At 66.2% G+C, this 13,555-nt stretch carries 12 protein-coding genes; 6 read left to right on the top strand and 6 right to left on the bottom strand.

Annotated features, from left to right (window positions below; all coding sequences use genetic code 11):
• Positions 1–371: 371 nt before the first annotated feature.
• Positions 372–1,745 carry an exodeoxyribonuclease VII large subunit gene (xseA, locus tag ACFFJK_RS02855; protein ID WP_379677579.1) on the top strand — a complete coding sequence of 458 codons (1,374 nt, stop codon included), beginning with the start codon at positions 372–374 and terminating at the stop codon, positions 1,743–1,745.
• Between the two features lie 114 nt (positions 1,746–1,859).
• Complete coding sequence (locus tag ACFFJK_RS02850) at positions 1,860–2,438, top strand: superoxide dismutase (RefSeq protein ID WP_379677578.1); 579 nt, start codon at positions 1,860–1,862, stop codon at positions 2,436–2,438.
• Between the two features lie 100 nt (positions 2,439–2,538).
• Here ACFFJK_RS02850 and ACFFJK_RS02845 read toward each other — a convergent pair whose 3' ends face one another.
• A complete protein-coding gene (locus ACFFJK_RS02845) occupies positions 2,539–3,144 on the bottom strand; it encodes a methyltransferase family protein (protein WP_379677577.1) in 606 nt (201 codons plus the stop codon).
• Between the two features lie 132 nt (positions 3,145–3,276).
• Complete coding sequence (locus ACFFJK_RS02840) at positions 3,277–4,170, bottom strand: LysR substrate-binding domain-containing protein (protein WP_379677576.1); 894 nt, start codon at positions 4,168–4,170, stop codon at positions 3,277–3,279.
• A 95-nt stretch (positions 4,171–4,265) separates the two neighbouring features.
• Here ACFFJK_RS02840 and ACFFJK_RS02835 point away from each other — a divergent pair, with 95 nt between their 5' ends.
• Positions 4,266–5,336, top strand: a complete 1,071-nt coding sequence (locus ACFFJK_RS02835; RefSeq protein ID WP_379677575.1) for a tartrate dehydrogenase — start codon at positions 4,266–4,268, stop codon at positions 5,334–5,336.
• Between the two features lie 133 nt (positions 5,337–5,469).
• Here ACFFJK_RS02835 and ACFFJK_RS02830 read toward each other — a convergent pair whose 3' ends face one another.
• On the bottom strand, positions 5,470–7,470 hold the full coding sequence (locus tag ACFFJK_RS02830; RefSeq protein ID WP_379677574.1) for a S9 family peptidase: 2,001 nt from the start codon (positions 7,468–7,470) through the stop codon (positions 5,470–5,472).
• A gap of 248 nt (positions 7,471–7,718) precedes the next feature.
• Here ACFFJK_RS02830 and ACFFJK_RS02825 point away from each other — a divergent pair, with 248 nt between their 5' ends.
• Positions 7,719–8,405 (top strand): response regulator, encoded by a 687-nt coding sequence (locus ACFFJK_RS02825; RefSeq protein ID WP_379677573.1) that lies wholly within the window; start codon positions 7,719–7,721, stop codon positions 8,403–8,405.
• A gap of 22 nt (positions 8,406–8,427) precedes the next feature.
• Here ACFFJK_RS02825 and ACFFJK_RS02820 read toward each other — a convergent pair whose 3' ends face one another.
• The 3 genes from ACFFJK_RS02820 to ACFFJK_RS02810 form a co-directional block, all read right to left on the bottom strand.
• Entirely contained in the window at positions 8,428–9,129 is a 702-nt protein-coding gene (locus ACFFJK_RS02820; protein ID WP_379677572.1) for a hypothetical protein, read from the bottom strand.
• A complete protein-coding gene (locus tag ACFFJK_RS02815; RefSeq protein ID WP_379677571.1) occupies positions 9,129–9,977 on the bottom strand; it encodes a MipA/OmpV family protein in 849 nt (282 codons plus the stop codon). Before ACFFJK_RS02815 ends, ACFFJK_RS02820 begins: the two co-directional genes overlap by 1 nt.
• Before the next feature lie 66 nt (positions 9,978–10,043).
• Positions 10,044–11,267 (bottom strand): protease complex subunit PrcB family protein, encoded by a 1,224-nt coding sequence (locus ACFFJK_RS02810; RefSeq protein WP_379677569.1) that lies wholly within the window; start codon positions 11,265–11,267, stop codon positions 10,044–10,046.
• Between the two features lie 314 nt (positions 11,268–11,581).
• Here ACFFJK_RS02810 and ACFFJK_RS02805 point away from each other — a divergent pair, with 314 nt between their 5' ends.
• Both ACFFJK_RS02805 and ACFFJK_RS02800 read left to right on the top strand, forming a co-directional pair.
• On the top strand, positions 11,582–12,883 hold the full coding sequence (locus ACFFJK_RS02805; protein ID WP_379677568.1) for an ATP-binding protein: 1,302 nt from the start codon (positions 11,582–11,584) through the stop codon (positions 12,881–12,883).
• A gap of 84 nt (positions 12,884–12,967) precedes the next feature.
• Positions 12,968–13,552 (top strand): DUF6151 family protein, encoded by a 585-nt coding sequence (locus tag ACFFJK_RS02800; protein WP_379677567.1) that lies wholly within the window; start codon positions 12,968–12,970, stop codon positions 13,550–13,552.
• Positions 13,553–13,555: the final 3 nt, after the last annotated feature.

The raw sequence follows: 13,555 nt of genomic DNA, 5'->3' as shown, positions 1-13,555 counted from the left end.
TAGGGGGATGGGCGCTTGGCGTGGTCATGCACAATTTCTGTGGACAAGAATGTGACCAAGCTCCTCATATGCCTGGCAAGTGCTTGATTCGAAAGGAAAGTCGGGCTTGCGCGCAATTCTTGTGCAGTCTTGTGTCTTATGGATGAGTTCCCCACAGAATGTGTGGATAAGATTGTGGTCAAGTATCAAGACCACCGTATAACCCTTTGATTTCAAATGATTTCATTGCCATGCATTGAAAAACGGCAATAGAAAGTTGTACACAGCAGCGCCCCGGCAGTCGCGCACGCTTGCATGCGCCCCTTGTCGCTCCATCAAGACTTGGCATAAGCTTCGCCTTTGCCCGTCTTTCAACGACTCCCCAGCTGCCCATGGAACACATCGCCGACGCCGATCCCGCCTACACCGCCCCGCCTGTCCTGAGCGTGACGGCCCTGAACCAGCAGGTTGCCCGCCTGCTCGAGCGGAGTTTTCCACTGGTGTGGATCGGCGGCGAGATTTCCAACTTCACGCGCGCCGCTTCCGGCCACTGGTATTTCACGCTGAAGGACGATGCCGCCCAGGTGCGCGCCGTCATGTTCCGCAGCCGTGCCCAGTACGCCGGCTTCATTCCGCGCGAAGGCGACAAGGTCGAGGTGCGGGCCCTGGTCACGCTGTATGGTGCACGCGGCGACTACCAGATCAACGTCGAGACCATCCGCCGCGCCGGCGTCGGCCAGCTGTATGAAGCCTTCCTGCGCCTGAAGGAAAAACTCTCGAGCCAGGGCCTGTTCGACGCCGAGCGCAAGCGCCCGCTGCCGCTGTTCCCGCGCACGGTCGGCATCGTCACCAGCCCGCAGGCCGCCGCCCTGCGCGACGTATTGACCGCCCTGCGCCGCCGCGCCCCGCATGTGAACGTCATCCTCTACCCTGCCCCGGTGCAGGGCCAGTTCGCCGCCGACAAGATCGCCGAAGCCATCATGACCGCGTCGCGCCGCCAGGAAGCCGACGTGCTGCTGGTCTGCCGCGGCGGCGGCTCGATCGAAGACCTGTGGAGCTTCAACGAGGAATGCGTGGCGCGCGCCATCGACGCCTGCACGATTCCCGTGATCTCGGGCGTCGGCCACGAAACCGACGTCACCATCGCCGACTTCGCCGCCGACGTGCGCGCCGCCACCCCGACCGCCGCCGCCGAACTGGCCGCCACGCCGCGCTCCGACTGGCTCGCCTCGCTGTCCGCCGATGCGACGGACCTGCGCCGCGCCATGCGCCGCACCCTGTCGGAAGCCAGCCAGGGACTGGACAATTACAGCCGCCGCCTCTTGAGCCCATCCGCCCAGATCCGGCACCAGCGCGTCAAGCTGCTGTCGATGGGCGCCGCGCTCACGCACGCCGTGCGCACCCCGGTCAACCGCCAGAACCTGGTGCTGGCCCAGTTGCAGCAGCGCTGGATGCGCCACCGTCCGGACATGCGGGCCCTGCGTGCGCGGCTGGCCTCGGACGCACGCCACCTGAACGCGAGCCTGTGCAGCCAGGTCAAACAGCGACGCGACGCGCTGGGCGCGCTGGCGGCCCAGCTCGAACTGCTGAACCCGCAGCGCACGCTCGAACGCGGCTATGCGATCGTGCGCAATGCAAAGGGCGAGGTCCTGCGCGACCCGGCGCAAATCAAGGCGCGCAACAAGCTCACCGTGCGCCTGGCCGGCGGCAGCGCCGAGATCGGCGTGTCCAGCGTGCAGAGCGTGCTGGAAGATGCGCCAGACTGACAGCCGGGCGGATAGCCGACCTGACAAGAGCCAAACATGCAACATCGCGCCATCCGGTTTAGAATAACGGCGCTCTGGAACAAAACCCGTCCAACCCGATACAAGGAATAACACATGGAACACATCCTGCCAGCACTGCCATACGCTAAGGACGCCCTGCAGCCGCACATCTCGGCCGAGACCCTGGAATTCCACCACGGCAAGCACCACCAGACCTATGTCACCAACCTGAACAACATGATCAAGGGGACCGAGTACGAAAACATGTCCCTGGAAGAGATCATCCAGAAGTCGTCGGGTGGCGTGTTCAACAATTCGGCCCAGATCTGGAACCACACCTTCTTCTGGAGCTGCATGTCGCCGAACGGCGGCGGCGCACCGACCGGCAAGGTTGCCGACGCGATCAACGCCAAGTGGGGTTCGTTCGACAAGTTCAAGGAAGAGTTCAACAAGGCCGCGCTGGGCAACTTCGGCTCGGGCTGGACCTGGCTGGTGCAGAAGGCCGACGGCAGCGTCGACATCGTCAACACCTCGAACGCCGGCACTCCGCTGACCACCTCGGACAAGGCCCTCCTGACCGCCGACGTCTGGGAGCACGCCTACTACATCGACTACCGCAACGCCCGCGCCAAGTTCCTGGAAGCGTTCTGGAACGTCGCCAACTGGGAATTCGCGAACCAGAACATGGCGTAAGCCTGTTTCGTTCGTGACGTGATGACGGCCCGCCTCGTGCGGGCCGTTTTCGTTTGGCCGCCCTGCCCGTCCTGGGCGGGCACGCCTGCACGCAAGCGCCTCAGAGCCAGCGCCGCACCCGGGCGCAGTAGGCGGCATATGGCGCGCCATGCAACTCGCGCAGGAAGGCTTCTTCGAGCCTGACCTGTAACTGCATCAATACCTCTCCCACCAGCATCAGCGCGACCGTGACCGCGTTCGGCCGCAGCAACACCAGGCTCAGCAGCGAAAGCCGCATGGCAAGGAAGATGGGGTTGCGCGACAAGGCGAACAATCCCGTGGTGACCAGGGCCGTCCGGTGTTGCCGATCGATCCCGATACGCCAGGACATCCTCATCTGGACTTGCGCCACGACGGTCCAGGCCACGGCGACGCCCAGTCCCACCCAACCGGCCATGCTTGCCGCGGGCCGGTCGAGCCAGGCCAGGGGGCCGAATGCGGGCTCCAGCTCCGGCCAGCACAGCTGGACGACGATGTAGCCGAGGATCCCGGCCATGACGGCGCGCATGCCGGCCGTCACGACACCGTAGGCGTCGTCCGTCGAGGGGAGCACATACGGATTCCTGCCGGTCATCCTCCAGACCCGGAAGGTAGGCCACAGGAAGGCCGCGGCAAAGTACAGCAGGAAGGCGGCAAACAGGACAAGGCGTTCGGCGTTCGGGGCCATGTGGCACACTCCTTTACGAGGTGGTTGTTTAATTGCCGCAATTACACACCCTGTAGCAGGTGCAGGGTCAATACACCATCGGCCGCCCCTGGCCAGACTACGGGTGGGGCACTTTCGCTGCCTCGGCGCAGACTAAGGCTGCGCCAGGTACCGCCGCAGGAAGTCCACGCACACCCGCACCCTGCCGGAACCGGCGAGGCGCTGCGGATACACGGCCCACACGTTCGCCGGCTGCGTGTATTCCGGCAGCACCTGCACCAAGGCCCCCTCCTCCAGGTAGCGCCGCGCATCCCACTGCGAGCGCAGCACGATGCCTGCGCCTTCCACCGCCCAGCGCAGGGCGATCTCGCCGTGGTTGGTCGACAGCGCGCCCGCCACCCGCACGGTTTCTTCTCCGTTCCTGCCGCGCAGGCGCCAGGTGCCGAACGGATGATCGCGCTCCTTGATGGCCAGGCACTGGTGGCCGGCAAGGTCGGCCAGCGTTTTCGGCGTGCCGGCCCGGGCCAGGTAGCCTGGCGCCGCGCACAGGATGCGGTGGTTGTCCATCAGCTTGCGCGCGACCAACTGCGGCGGGATGGCGTCGCCGATGCGCACGTCCAGGTCGAAACCCTCGGCCACCGTGTCCACCAGCCGGTCGAACACTTCGAAGCGGATCTGGAGTTTGGGATGGCTTGCCGCCAGCCTGGCGATCACCGGCGCGACAGCGTTGCGGCCGAAGCCGAAGCTGCTGCAGATGCGCAGCATGCCAGCCGGCTCCCCTCGGCGTTCCGAGAGGTCGTCCAGCATCTCGTCTACCTGTTCGAGGATGCGCAGGGCGCGTGCGTAGACCTGCTCGCCCTCGTCGGTAATGACGATGCGTCGTGTCGTGCGCTCGAACAGCCGCACGCCCAGGGCCTCTTCCAGCATGCCGATGCGCTTGCTGACATAGGCCGCCGACATGCCGAGCTCTTCGGCTGCACCGGTGAAGCTGCCCTTGCGGATGATCGTGACGAGCACCCTGAGATCGCCGTTCTCTACATTATTCACGATTCGTGTTTTATCGGGCTACGATTCTACGGATTATAAACAGATCGTTTTCTTGCTAAGCTGTCCTTCGTACAAATGCCATTGCAGGAGAAGCCATGAAAACGCACAAGATCGCCGTCATCGCCGGGGACGGCATCGGCAAGGAAGTCATGCCGGAAGGCCTGCGCGCACTGGAAGCAGCGGCGCAACGATTCGGTATCGGGCTGGAGTTCCAGACTTTCGAATGGGCCAGCTGCGACTACTACGCTAAGTACGGCAAGATGATGCCGGACGACTGGAAGGGGCAGCTCGCCGGATGCGAGGCGATCTTCTTCGGCGCGGTCGGCTGGCCGGATACCGTGCCCGACCACATCTCGCTGTGGGGCTCGCTGCTGAAGTTCCGCCGCGAGTTCGACCAGTACGTGAACCTGCGCCCGGTACGCCTGATGCCGGGCGTGCCCTGCCCGCTCGCGGGCAAGGAACCGGGCGACATCGACTTCTACGTGGTGCGCGAAAACACCGAAGGCGAGTACTCGTCGGTGGGCGGGCGCATGTTCGAAGGCACCGAGCGCGAGCTGGTGCTGCAGGAAGCCGTGTTCACGCGCCACGGCACCGACCGCATCCTGAAATATGCCTTCGAGCTGGCCCAGCGCCGGCCGAAGAAGCACCTGACGGCCGCCACCAAGTCGAACGGCATCGCCATCTCGATGCCCTACTGGGACGAGCGCGTGGCGGCGATGGGAAGCGCCTATCCGGACGTCCGCTGGGACAAGTACCATGTCGATATCCTGGCGGCGCGCTTCGTGCTGTCGCCGGAGCGCTTCGACGTGGTCGTGGCCTCGAACCTGTTCGGCGACATCCTGTCGGACCTGGGGCCGGCCTGCGCGGGCACGATCGGGATCGCGCCCTCGGCCAACCTGAATCCCGAGCGGAGCTTCCCGTCGCTGTTCGAGCCGGTGCATGGCTCGGCGCCGGATATCTACGGAAAGAACATCGCCAATCCGATCGCGATGATCTGGTCGGGGGCGATGATGCTGGAGTTCTTGGGTTACATCGAAGCGCACGATGCGGTCGTGCGGGCGATGGAGCATTGCCTGGTGAGCGGGCCGCGCACGCCGGACATGGGTGGGACCGCCAGCACCACGGAGGTGGGCACGGCGATCGCGGAGTACCTCGCGACCGCGTAGGGTGGCCGGCTTGCCGGCCGCGCGTTCAACTATCGCGTGAACAGCCATCGCGTCTGTTCGAGCCATGTTTTGAACGCGCGGTCGGCACAGCCGACCACCCTACAAGACCGGCGGCGCCGCAGTCGACACCAGCCTACTTCAGCAGGTAGGTGTTGAAGAACCCGATCGTCGCATAGAACAGGTAATCGGCATTCGCCTTCTTGGCAAACCCGTGCCCCTCGTCGTTCGCGGTCATGTACCACACCGGCGTGCCGTTCTTCTTCACGGTCGCGACGATCTGGTCGGCCTCCTGCCAGGGCACGCGCGGGTCGTTCTTGCCCTGCACGACGAACAGCGGCTTCTTGATTCTATCCGCGTTGTTGGCCGGCGCGATCGCTTCCATCCACTTGCGCATTTCCGGGTCGCGTTCGTCGCCGTACTCCACGCGGCGCAGGTCGCGGCGGTAGCTTTCGGTGCGCTCCAGGAACGTCACGAAGTTGGAGATGCCGACGATGTCGATGCTTGCTGCGATGCGGTCGGCGTACATGGTCGATACCGCCAGCGTCATGTAGCCGCCGTAGGAACCGCCCACCACCGCCACGCGCGAAGCGTCCATGTCCGGCTGGGTCGCGATCCAGTCGAGCAGCGCGCCGATGTCCTTCACCGAATCTTCCCTCAGCTTGCCGTTGTCCAGCTTCAGGAAGGTCTTGCCGTAGCCCGACGAGCCGCGCACGTTCGGGTAGATGACCGTCAGGCCCATCTCGTCGGTGTAGTAGTTGTTCCGCCCCAGGAAGCCCGGCGTGAACTGCGCTTCCGGGCCGCCGTGGATGTTGATCACCACCGGCCGCTTGCCCGGGAACTTGCCTGCCTGCGGACGGTAGACGAAGCCCGAGATCTCGCGCCCGTCGAAGGACTTCCAGCGCACCAGCGAAGGCTCGACGAACTTGTCCATGTCGACGCCCATCTTTTCGTGCCGGGTCCAGCGCGTCAGCGCATTGGTCTTTGCATCCACGCTGTAGACCTCGGACGGGCTGCGCGCCGACGACAGCGACAGCGCCAGGTGGCGGCTGTTCTTGTGCCACTCGATGCGGCCGATGACGCCCACCGGCAGCTTCGGCTGCGCGACCAGCTTGCGGTCGCCGGTACGCAGGATGCGCAGCACGCTGGTGCCGTCTTCGTTGGCCACGAAAGCCAGCAGCTTGCCGTCGTGCGACAGGTCGATGTCCTCGATGTCCCAGTTGATGTCGGGGGTGAGGATGGTCTCCTTGCCGCTGGCGATGTCGATGTACACCAGGCGCCGGAATTCCGAGCCGCGGTCGCTCGTCGTGTACAGGCCCTTGCCGTCGCGCGAGAACACGGCGTTCCCGTAGGCGACGGGCTCGCTGCCGTTGTTCTCCGTGTTTTTTTCGGTGAGGCGGCGGCTCTTGCCGGTCGCCACATCCATCAGCCACAGGTAGCTTTCGTTGGCCGACACGTACTCGCTGTACACGAGCTGCCTGTCGTCGTGCGAGAACGCGAACGCGCTCCAGCCGCCGCCCGGCAGTTCGGCCAGGGTGCGCACCTGCTCCGGCTCCTCCGGGTTCACGATGCTGACGGTGGACTGGATCTGGTCGTTCGAGCCCTGGCGGCCGACCGGCACCGTCACATACAGCAGCTTGCCGCTGGTCTTGCCCCAGGCCGTATCCTGCACGCGCCGGTTGTCCGGGGTGACGGGGATGGCCTCGCCACCCTTCCCATCGCGGCCGATGTCGCGCCGGTATGCACGGAACACCTCGTTGCCGCCGGTATCGCGGCCGAACACGTAGAACTTGCCGTGGCGCGGCTCGTACTGCGCGCTGCGCACCGGCTCGGCATAGTCCGTCATCAGCGTCAGCGGACCGCCCGGCTTGTCCACCCGGAACAGCTGCGGCGTGTTCTGGTGGCGGCGCGAGACGATCATCTCGAGCCTGGTCGGGTGCCAGGACGCGAACGAGGTCGGCTTGAACTCGTTGTACTTCGCCACCTGGCCGGCCAGGCTGGCCTGCACCGGCGGCACGTTTTCCAGCACCATCGCGGCAGGCGGCGCGACGGTGGTTTCCTGGGCCAGGGCCATGCCGGCGGCCAGGAACAGGCTTGCGAACAGGGTCAACCCGCGTGGGCTGCGGTCAGGTCTCATCCGGTAGTCTCCGTTTGCGTGTCAGTTGTTGGCATTACAGCATCTCAACTTTACACGATGTCGGCATGCCGGGACCACCGGATGAACAGGACCGGGCATGTCTTCCACCTGCAAGCTGCCTGCCGTGCCATCATGCGCAGCGGTCCCGGCCAATTGTCATCAAAATGTATGAAAGTGTCCCCCCATTGTAGGGGCTGTGCTTTTTGACAACTGGTCTTATACAATCTCGGACCAAGGAGAAATCAAGCATGTACCGAGTGATGTTGGTGGAAGACGATGCGCGCCTGGCCGAGCTCGTCATGGAATACCTGTCTGGCTACGAATTCGCGGTCGATCTCGTCACGCGCGGCGACGCGGCGCTGGAGCGCTTCAAGGCGCTCACCCCCGACGTCGTGGTGCTCGACCTGATGCTGCCGGGCCTGGACGGCATGGTGGTGTGCCGCCAGATCCGCGAGCTGTCCGAGGTGCCGATCCTGATCCTGACGGCGCGCGAGGACTCGTACGACGAGGTCTCCGGCCTGGAGCAGGGCGCCGACGACTTCGTGAACAAGCCGGTGCAGCCGCGCGTGCTGCTGGCGCGCCTGCGCGCGCTGATGCGGCGCACCCAGGCCAAGAATGGCGCGGATGCGCGCGTGCTGCAGTTCGGGGCGCTGCGCATCGCTACCAGCGACCGCAGCGTGGTCTGGCGCGGCGAACCCTGCGTGCTGTCGAACACCGAATACAAGCTGCTGCTGGTGCTGGCCGAGGCGGCCGGCCGCGTGCTGTCGCGCGACGCGCTGCTCAAGAAGATGCGCGGCATCGAGTTCGACGGCCTGGACCGCAGCATCGACAACTGCATCTCGAAGCTGCGCCGCAAGTTCGACGATGCGGACTCGGAAAAGATCAAGACGGTGTGGGGCGAAGGATATCTGTTCTCGCCGTCGGCCTGGGGCTGACCCGCCCCACCCTGCGCCCCCGTTACTCGAACAAAGGCACGATCGCCAGCGGCGCGCTGTAGGTCACCACCTGCGCCCGCTCGGGCGCGAAGCGGTAGGTCACCACCGGGAAATCGGTTTCGGTATCGCCCGCGAAGGCCTGGCCCGGCGCAACCGGCAGCGCCTGCTCGGCCCCGTCCGGACGGCGCAGCCTGACGGCGGTTTCGACGCCCTTCTTCGGGAACACCATGCGCACCCCCACGCATTGGCGCGCGCGCGCCGTGGCGTCCACGTAGCGGGCATAGGCCAGCGCCTGCTCGCAGGCGGCGCGCAGCTCGCCGCTGTCATAGGTATTGTCCGGCCGTGGCGCGATCGACACGCGCGCGCGCAGTTCGAACGCGCCCAGCTTGCGGTGCGGCGCCAGGATGGCGTTTTCGTCGTAGGCGGCCTTCACCAGCGGCAGCACGCCACGGCCCAGCGCGTCGAGCGCCAGACTGGTCTGCACGGTCTTGCCGCTCAGGACCAGCTGCACGCCCTCGCCCAGCACGCCCTTCTCGCGCGGCACCAGTTGCAGGCTGTTCTGCAGCAGGTTCTTGGGGCCGCCATACTTTTCGAACACCACCACCGCCCGGTAGGCGTCACGGTAGCTCGCCCACTCCGGCGCGTGCGCCATCCCCTGCGCCATGGCCGGGGCGGCCACGGACAGGAGGATGGCGGATGCGGTGGCGTGGGCGGGTCGCATCATCAGAACCGGTAGGCGAAGGCGGTCGAAACCGTCACGTTGGTCGGCCGCTCGACAAGCGGGCTATGGCGGGCGTCTCCGGCCAGGCGCGATGCCTGCACGGTCGAAGTCAGCATCCAGGACGGCGACAGCGTCCAGTTCCAGCGCGCGCCCAGGCGCACGTCCTTCAGGCCGCCATCCGGGCGGTATGCGGGATTGCCGCTGTTGGCGGACTGCTCCGCGGTGACACCGAAATACGACTGGTTGTAGGCGCGGTTGACGAAGCCGAGGCCGGCCGACACGGAAACCGTGTGGTGCGGGGCCACCCGGGCCGCCAGGCGCTGGATGCCCAGCTCGGCGCGCATGCCGTTGCGGTCGTTGCCGGCTCCGGCCAGCACGCTGCTGGTCAGCCGCCATTCGGGCGCCAGGTAATAGTTGAAGAAGGCCCCCGCCTCCGGTCGCGCCTTGATCTCGTCCATGCCGGCCAGCGGATTGCCGCGGCCGCTGCCCTGGCGCATCGTCACCGGCAGCAAGGTGTTGAATCCCTGCACGTCGTCGATGCTGCCGGCTGCGCCGGATTCGTTACGGCGCGGATGCACGGCCAGCAGCGGCCCGTACTCGACCGTCGGACGGCCGGACAGGTGCATGCCCGCGCTCATTCCCGAAATAAAAATCCCGTTGCTCCATTGGACCTGAAGCACCGGCAAGGCACGCTGCTTCCTGTCGTCCGCCCCCTCGTAGCGCGCGCCCGACACGACGCCCAGCCCCGCGTACATGTCGCGGCTGCCGTCGGGCATCGGGTTGGTGGTCGGCGTCTGTGCGTGTGCAGCACCGCACCAGACAGCTAGGACCAGGACGAGGAGTTTGTTCATGGTTTTGCAATCAGGGAGTTCGGGTGCCGATATTTTACGTCGAGCAACACAAACTCTCACCAATTGTTACTTCAGGAGTCGAATTTCTTGAGAGAATTCCACCGGAACCTCACTCCGGTCAACCACGACCAGGTGTGCCGGGTAGGTGATCGCCATCGTGCAGAACACCCCCGGGCCCGGCTGCGTGTCGACGTGCCTGACCTTGAGCTTGCCGTCGGCGTGGCGCACGCTCTCGATGCCGGTCGCGTAGCAGCCGCTCGGCTGGGCGCCCAGGAACACGCCGATGACCATCTGCCTGCCGAAATCGATCTTCGGCACCGGCGCGTCGCCGCCCGCATGCTCGCGCCACAGGGCCGCCCAGGCGGCCGGGTCACGCACCACCAGCTTGCGCGGCGTCTGCACGCCCGAGCGCGTGCCGCTGTCGATGCTCTGGAAGCTGGTCCAGTCCGACGCCGCCTTCACGAACTCGACCGGTACATCGCTGCGCGGCACCGCCACCACCTGCATCGGCTGGCTGACCACCGGCAGGCAGATCGCCACCGGGGTGATGTCGCGCTCTTCGTATTCCACGACCATCCTGCCGTCGCGCGTACCGACGTGCAGCACCGAGACCGTCTTGCAGCCGCTGTCGACGTCGCCGGCAAAGACGCCGACCAGCATCTGGCGCGAGAAGTCGACTTCCGGCGCGGCGATCCGGGTCTTGCTGTGCTCGGCCCACAGCGCAGCCCAGGCGGCGCCATCCTTGACGACCACCTGGCGCGGCGCGGTGATGTTGGAAAAACCTTCGCCCACCACCGTCGTGAAGGCGACCGGCGCGCCGGACGTCGGCAGGAAGGGCACCCGTTCCACCTTGTGGCCGGCGCCCAGGCCGAGGTCGGCCTTGTCGAGGTTCTTCAGCATCGTGTCGAACAGGCTGCGCAGGTTCGCGTCCGTGCAACTGGTGCGCGGGCCGGCGATGGTGTCGCCGGACTGGCACAGCACGGCCTCCGGGGTCGGGCCCATCAGGGTCTGGCCGTAGGCATTGTCGGCGCACTGTCCGGCACGGTCCCACAGCACGTATTTGTTATCCACCAGGTAGAGGTTGTTGCGGGTCGAGGCGCACGCGGCATCCTGCGCCAGCTTGATGTACTCGGAAACGACCGGGACGCCGCCATTGGGCTCGCCGAGCGTGATGCCCTGCCCTGCCGTCCGGTTCGTGGCGACGGTGGCGCCATCGCCGCCACCGCCACAGGCTGCCAGGGTGGCGCCGGCGACCAGCGCCATGGCCAGGGTGCGTACAACCATGCTCATCTTGTTCTTCTCCACGCAAGCAGGCGCAGGCTGCGCCAGGTCGTTTCCTTGGGAATAAAAAAACCCGCCGACACTCGCATATCAGGCGGGCAAACGGAAAACCAGATAGAACTTGATACCTGATGTTGAGCATGTTACGGACTCCCGGCTTGCGATTCCTCCTCGAACTGTCGGCCAATTGTCGTCAATTTGTAAATCACGTGCGCGGGCGATGTCGTAGTCACATCGTGCTCCTTGCTCCTATACAATACCGCCCAAGGAGAAACTATGTATTGCGCAGCATCCCGTAACCGCAAGTCATGCAGGATGGGCACGTGAACCGGATCTTCTTCCGCTTCTTCGTGCTGGTCATGCTGTCGATCACGGCGGCCACCTTCGTGATCTACTTCGCGTTCAGCCGCCTGTTCGGCGACCCGCTCGACGATATCGCGCGGCGCCAGGCGGCCGCCCAGATCTTCCTGCTCGAACAGTACGTGGACCAGGCGCCGCCCGACGACTGGCTGACGCGCCTGAACAACGTGCGCGAGGTCTCGGACGTGCGCTACGACCTGATTCCCCTGGGCGAGGCGCGCGCCGCGCTGTCCGCCGGGCGCCGCGCCGTGCTGGACCGCGGCGGCATCGTGCTCGACCCGGCCGGGCGCAGCTTCTACCGGCGGGTCGACCTCGAGGGGGAGCGCTACATCGGCAGCCACGAGGAAGTGCTGCGGGCGCAAAACCTGCCGATCGACATCGACCAGGCGCTCAAGCGGGAGGCGCTGCGCTACATCATCGTCGCGGTGGCGCTGCTGGTGCCGATCGCGCTGTGGTCGCGTTCGCACTGGCAGGGATTGCAGGCGCTGTCGCGCGTCGCCGACGAGTTCGGCAGCGGCAAGCTGACGGCGCGCGCGCAGATGAAACCCTCGGCCGCCGTCTATCCGCTGGCCGAGCGCATCAACCACATGGCCGACCGCATCGAACACCTGCTCGAAGCGCAGAAGAGCCTGCTGCATTCGGTGTCGCACGAACTGCGCACGCCGATTGCGCGGCTGGAATTTGCGCTGGAACTGCTCGATGCCCGCGCCAAGGACCCGGACCTGGGCAAGCGCATCCGCGCCATGGAGGGCGACCTGCACGAACTGAACGCCCTGGTGGGCGAACTGCTCGACATGAGCAAGCTCGACAGTGCCCGCAACCTGCAGGCGGAGCCGACCGCGCTGGCGCCGCTGCTGCGCGAGTGCACCCGGATGCTGCCGCCCTCGCCGCACAGCCTGGACTGCGCCGTGCCGGACGACCTGGGCGAGCCGGAACTCGACCGCCGCCTGCTGGCGCGCGCCGTGTGCAACCTGCTGCGCAACGCGCAGAAGTACGCCGGCAGCCGCATCGAACTGTCGGCCGCGCGCAACGGCAACGCGATCGAGATCGCGGTGGACGACGATGGCCCCGGTATCCCCGAGGACGAGCGCGAGAAGATCTTCGACCCGTTCTACCGGCTCGACCGCAGCCGGGACCGCGCCACCGGCGGCTTCGGCCTGGGCCTGTCGATCGCGCGCAAGGCGGTGGCGCTGCATGGCGGCACGCTGCGCGCCGAAAGCTCGGCCCTGGGCGGGGCGCGTTTCGTCATCACCCTGCCCGCATGAAGCGCACGCAGGCCCCGGTCAATCATGCGGCGCTTTCTTCCCGCCCCGCAGGCGTTACACTGTCTTTATGAGCGGAGGTCCACCATGATGATTGCATTACGCTGCCGTTGCGGCAAGCTGCGGGGACAGGTCGAGAGCCGGCGCGTGGCCGCGCGCCTGGTCTGCTACTGCAAGGACTGCCAGGCCTACGGGCGCTTCCTCGGCACCGGCGTGCTCGACGCCGCCGGCGGCACCGAGGTCGCGGCCATGCCGCCCTCCGCCGTGCGTTTCGAGGCCGGACTGGAGCACCTGGCCTGCATGTCGCTTGGGCCCAGGGGGACGCTTCGCTGGTATGCGAGCTGCTGCCGCACGCCGGTCGGGAACACGCCGCGTAACCCGCGCGTGTCTTACGTGGGACTGCCCAGGGCGTGCATGGATGCGCCGGCCGAAGTGCTGGACCGGGAAATGGGGCCGCTCCGGGCCAGGGTGAACACGGAATCGGCCACGGCGAAGATGGAAACGACGCCCGCGAGCACCGGCTGGGCGGTGTGCAGGCTGGCGGCGATGCTGCTGAAGGCGCGCCTCGGGGGCGGCTACAAGGACAATCCCTTCTTCGCACCGCAGGGCACGCCCGTCAGGACGCCGCAGGTGCTGTCGCTGGAAGAACGGAAAGCGCTGACCCCGGGTTGAGCC

The organism is Massilia consociata (assembly GCF_042432755.1).
GTDB classification, from domain to species: Bacteria; Pseudomonadota; Gammaproteobacteria; order Burkholderiales; family Burkholderiaceae_D; genus Telluria; species Telluria consociata.
The sequence above is the reverse complement of the archived record's forward strand: the minus strand, read 5'-3'. Positions and strand labels throughout refer to the sequence as shown.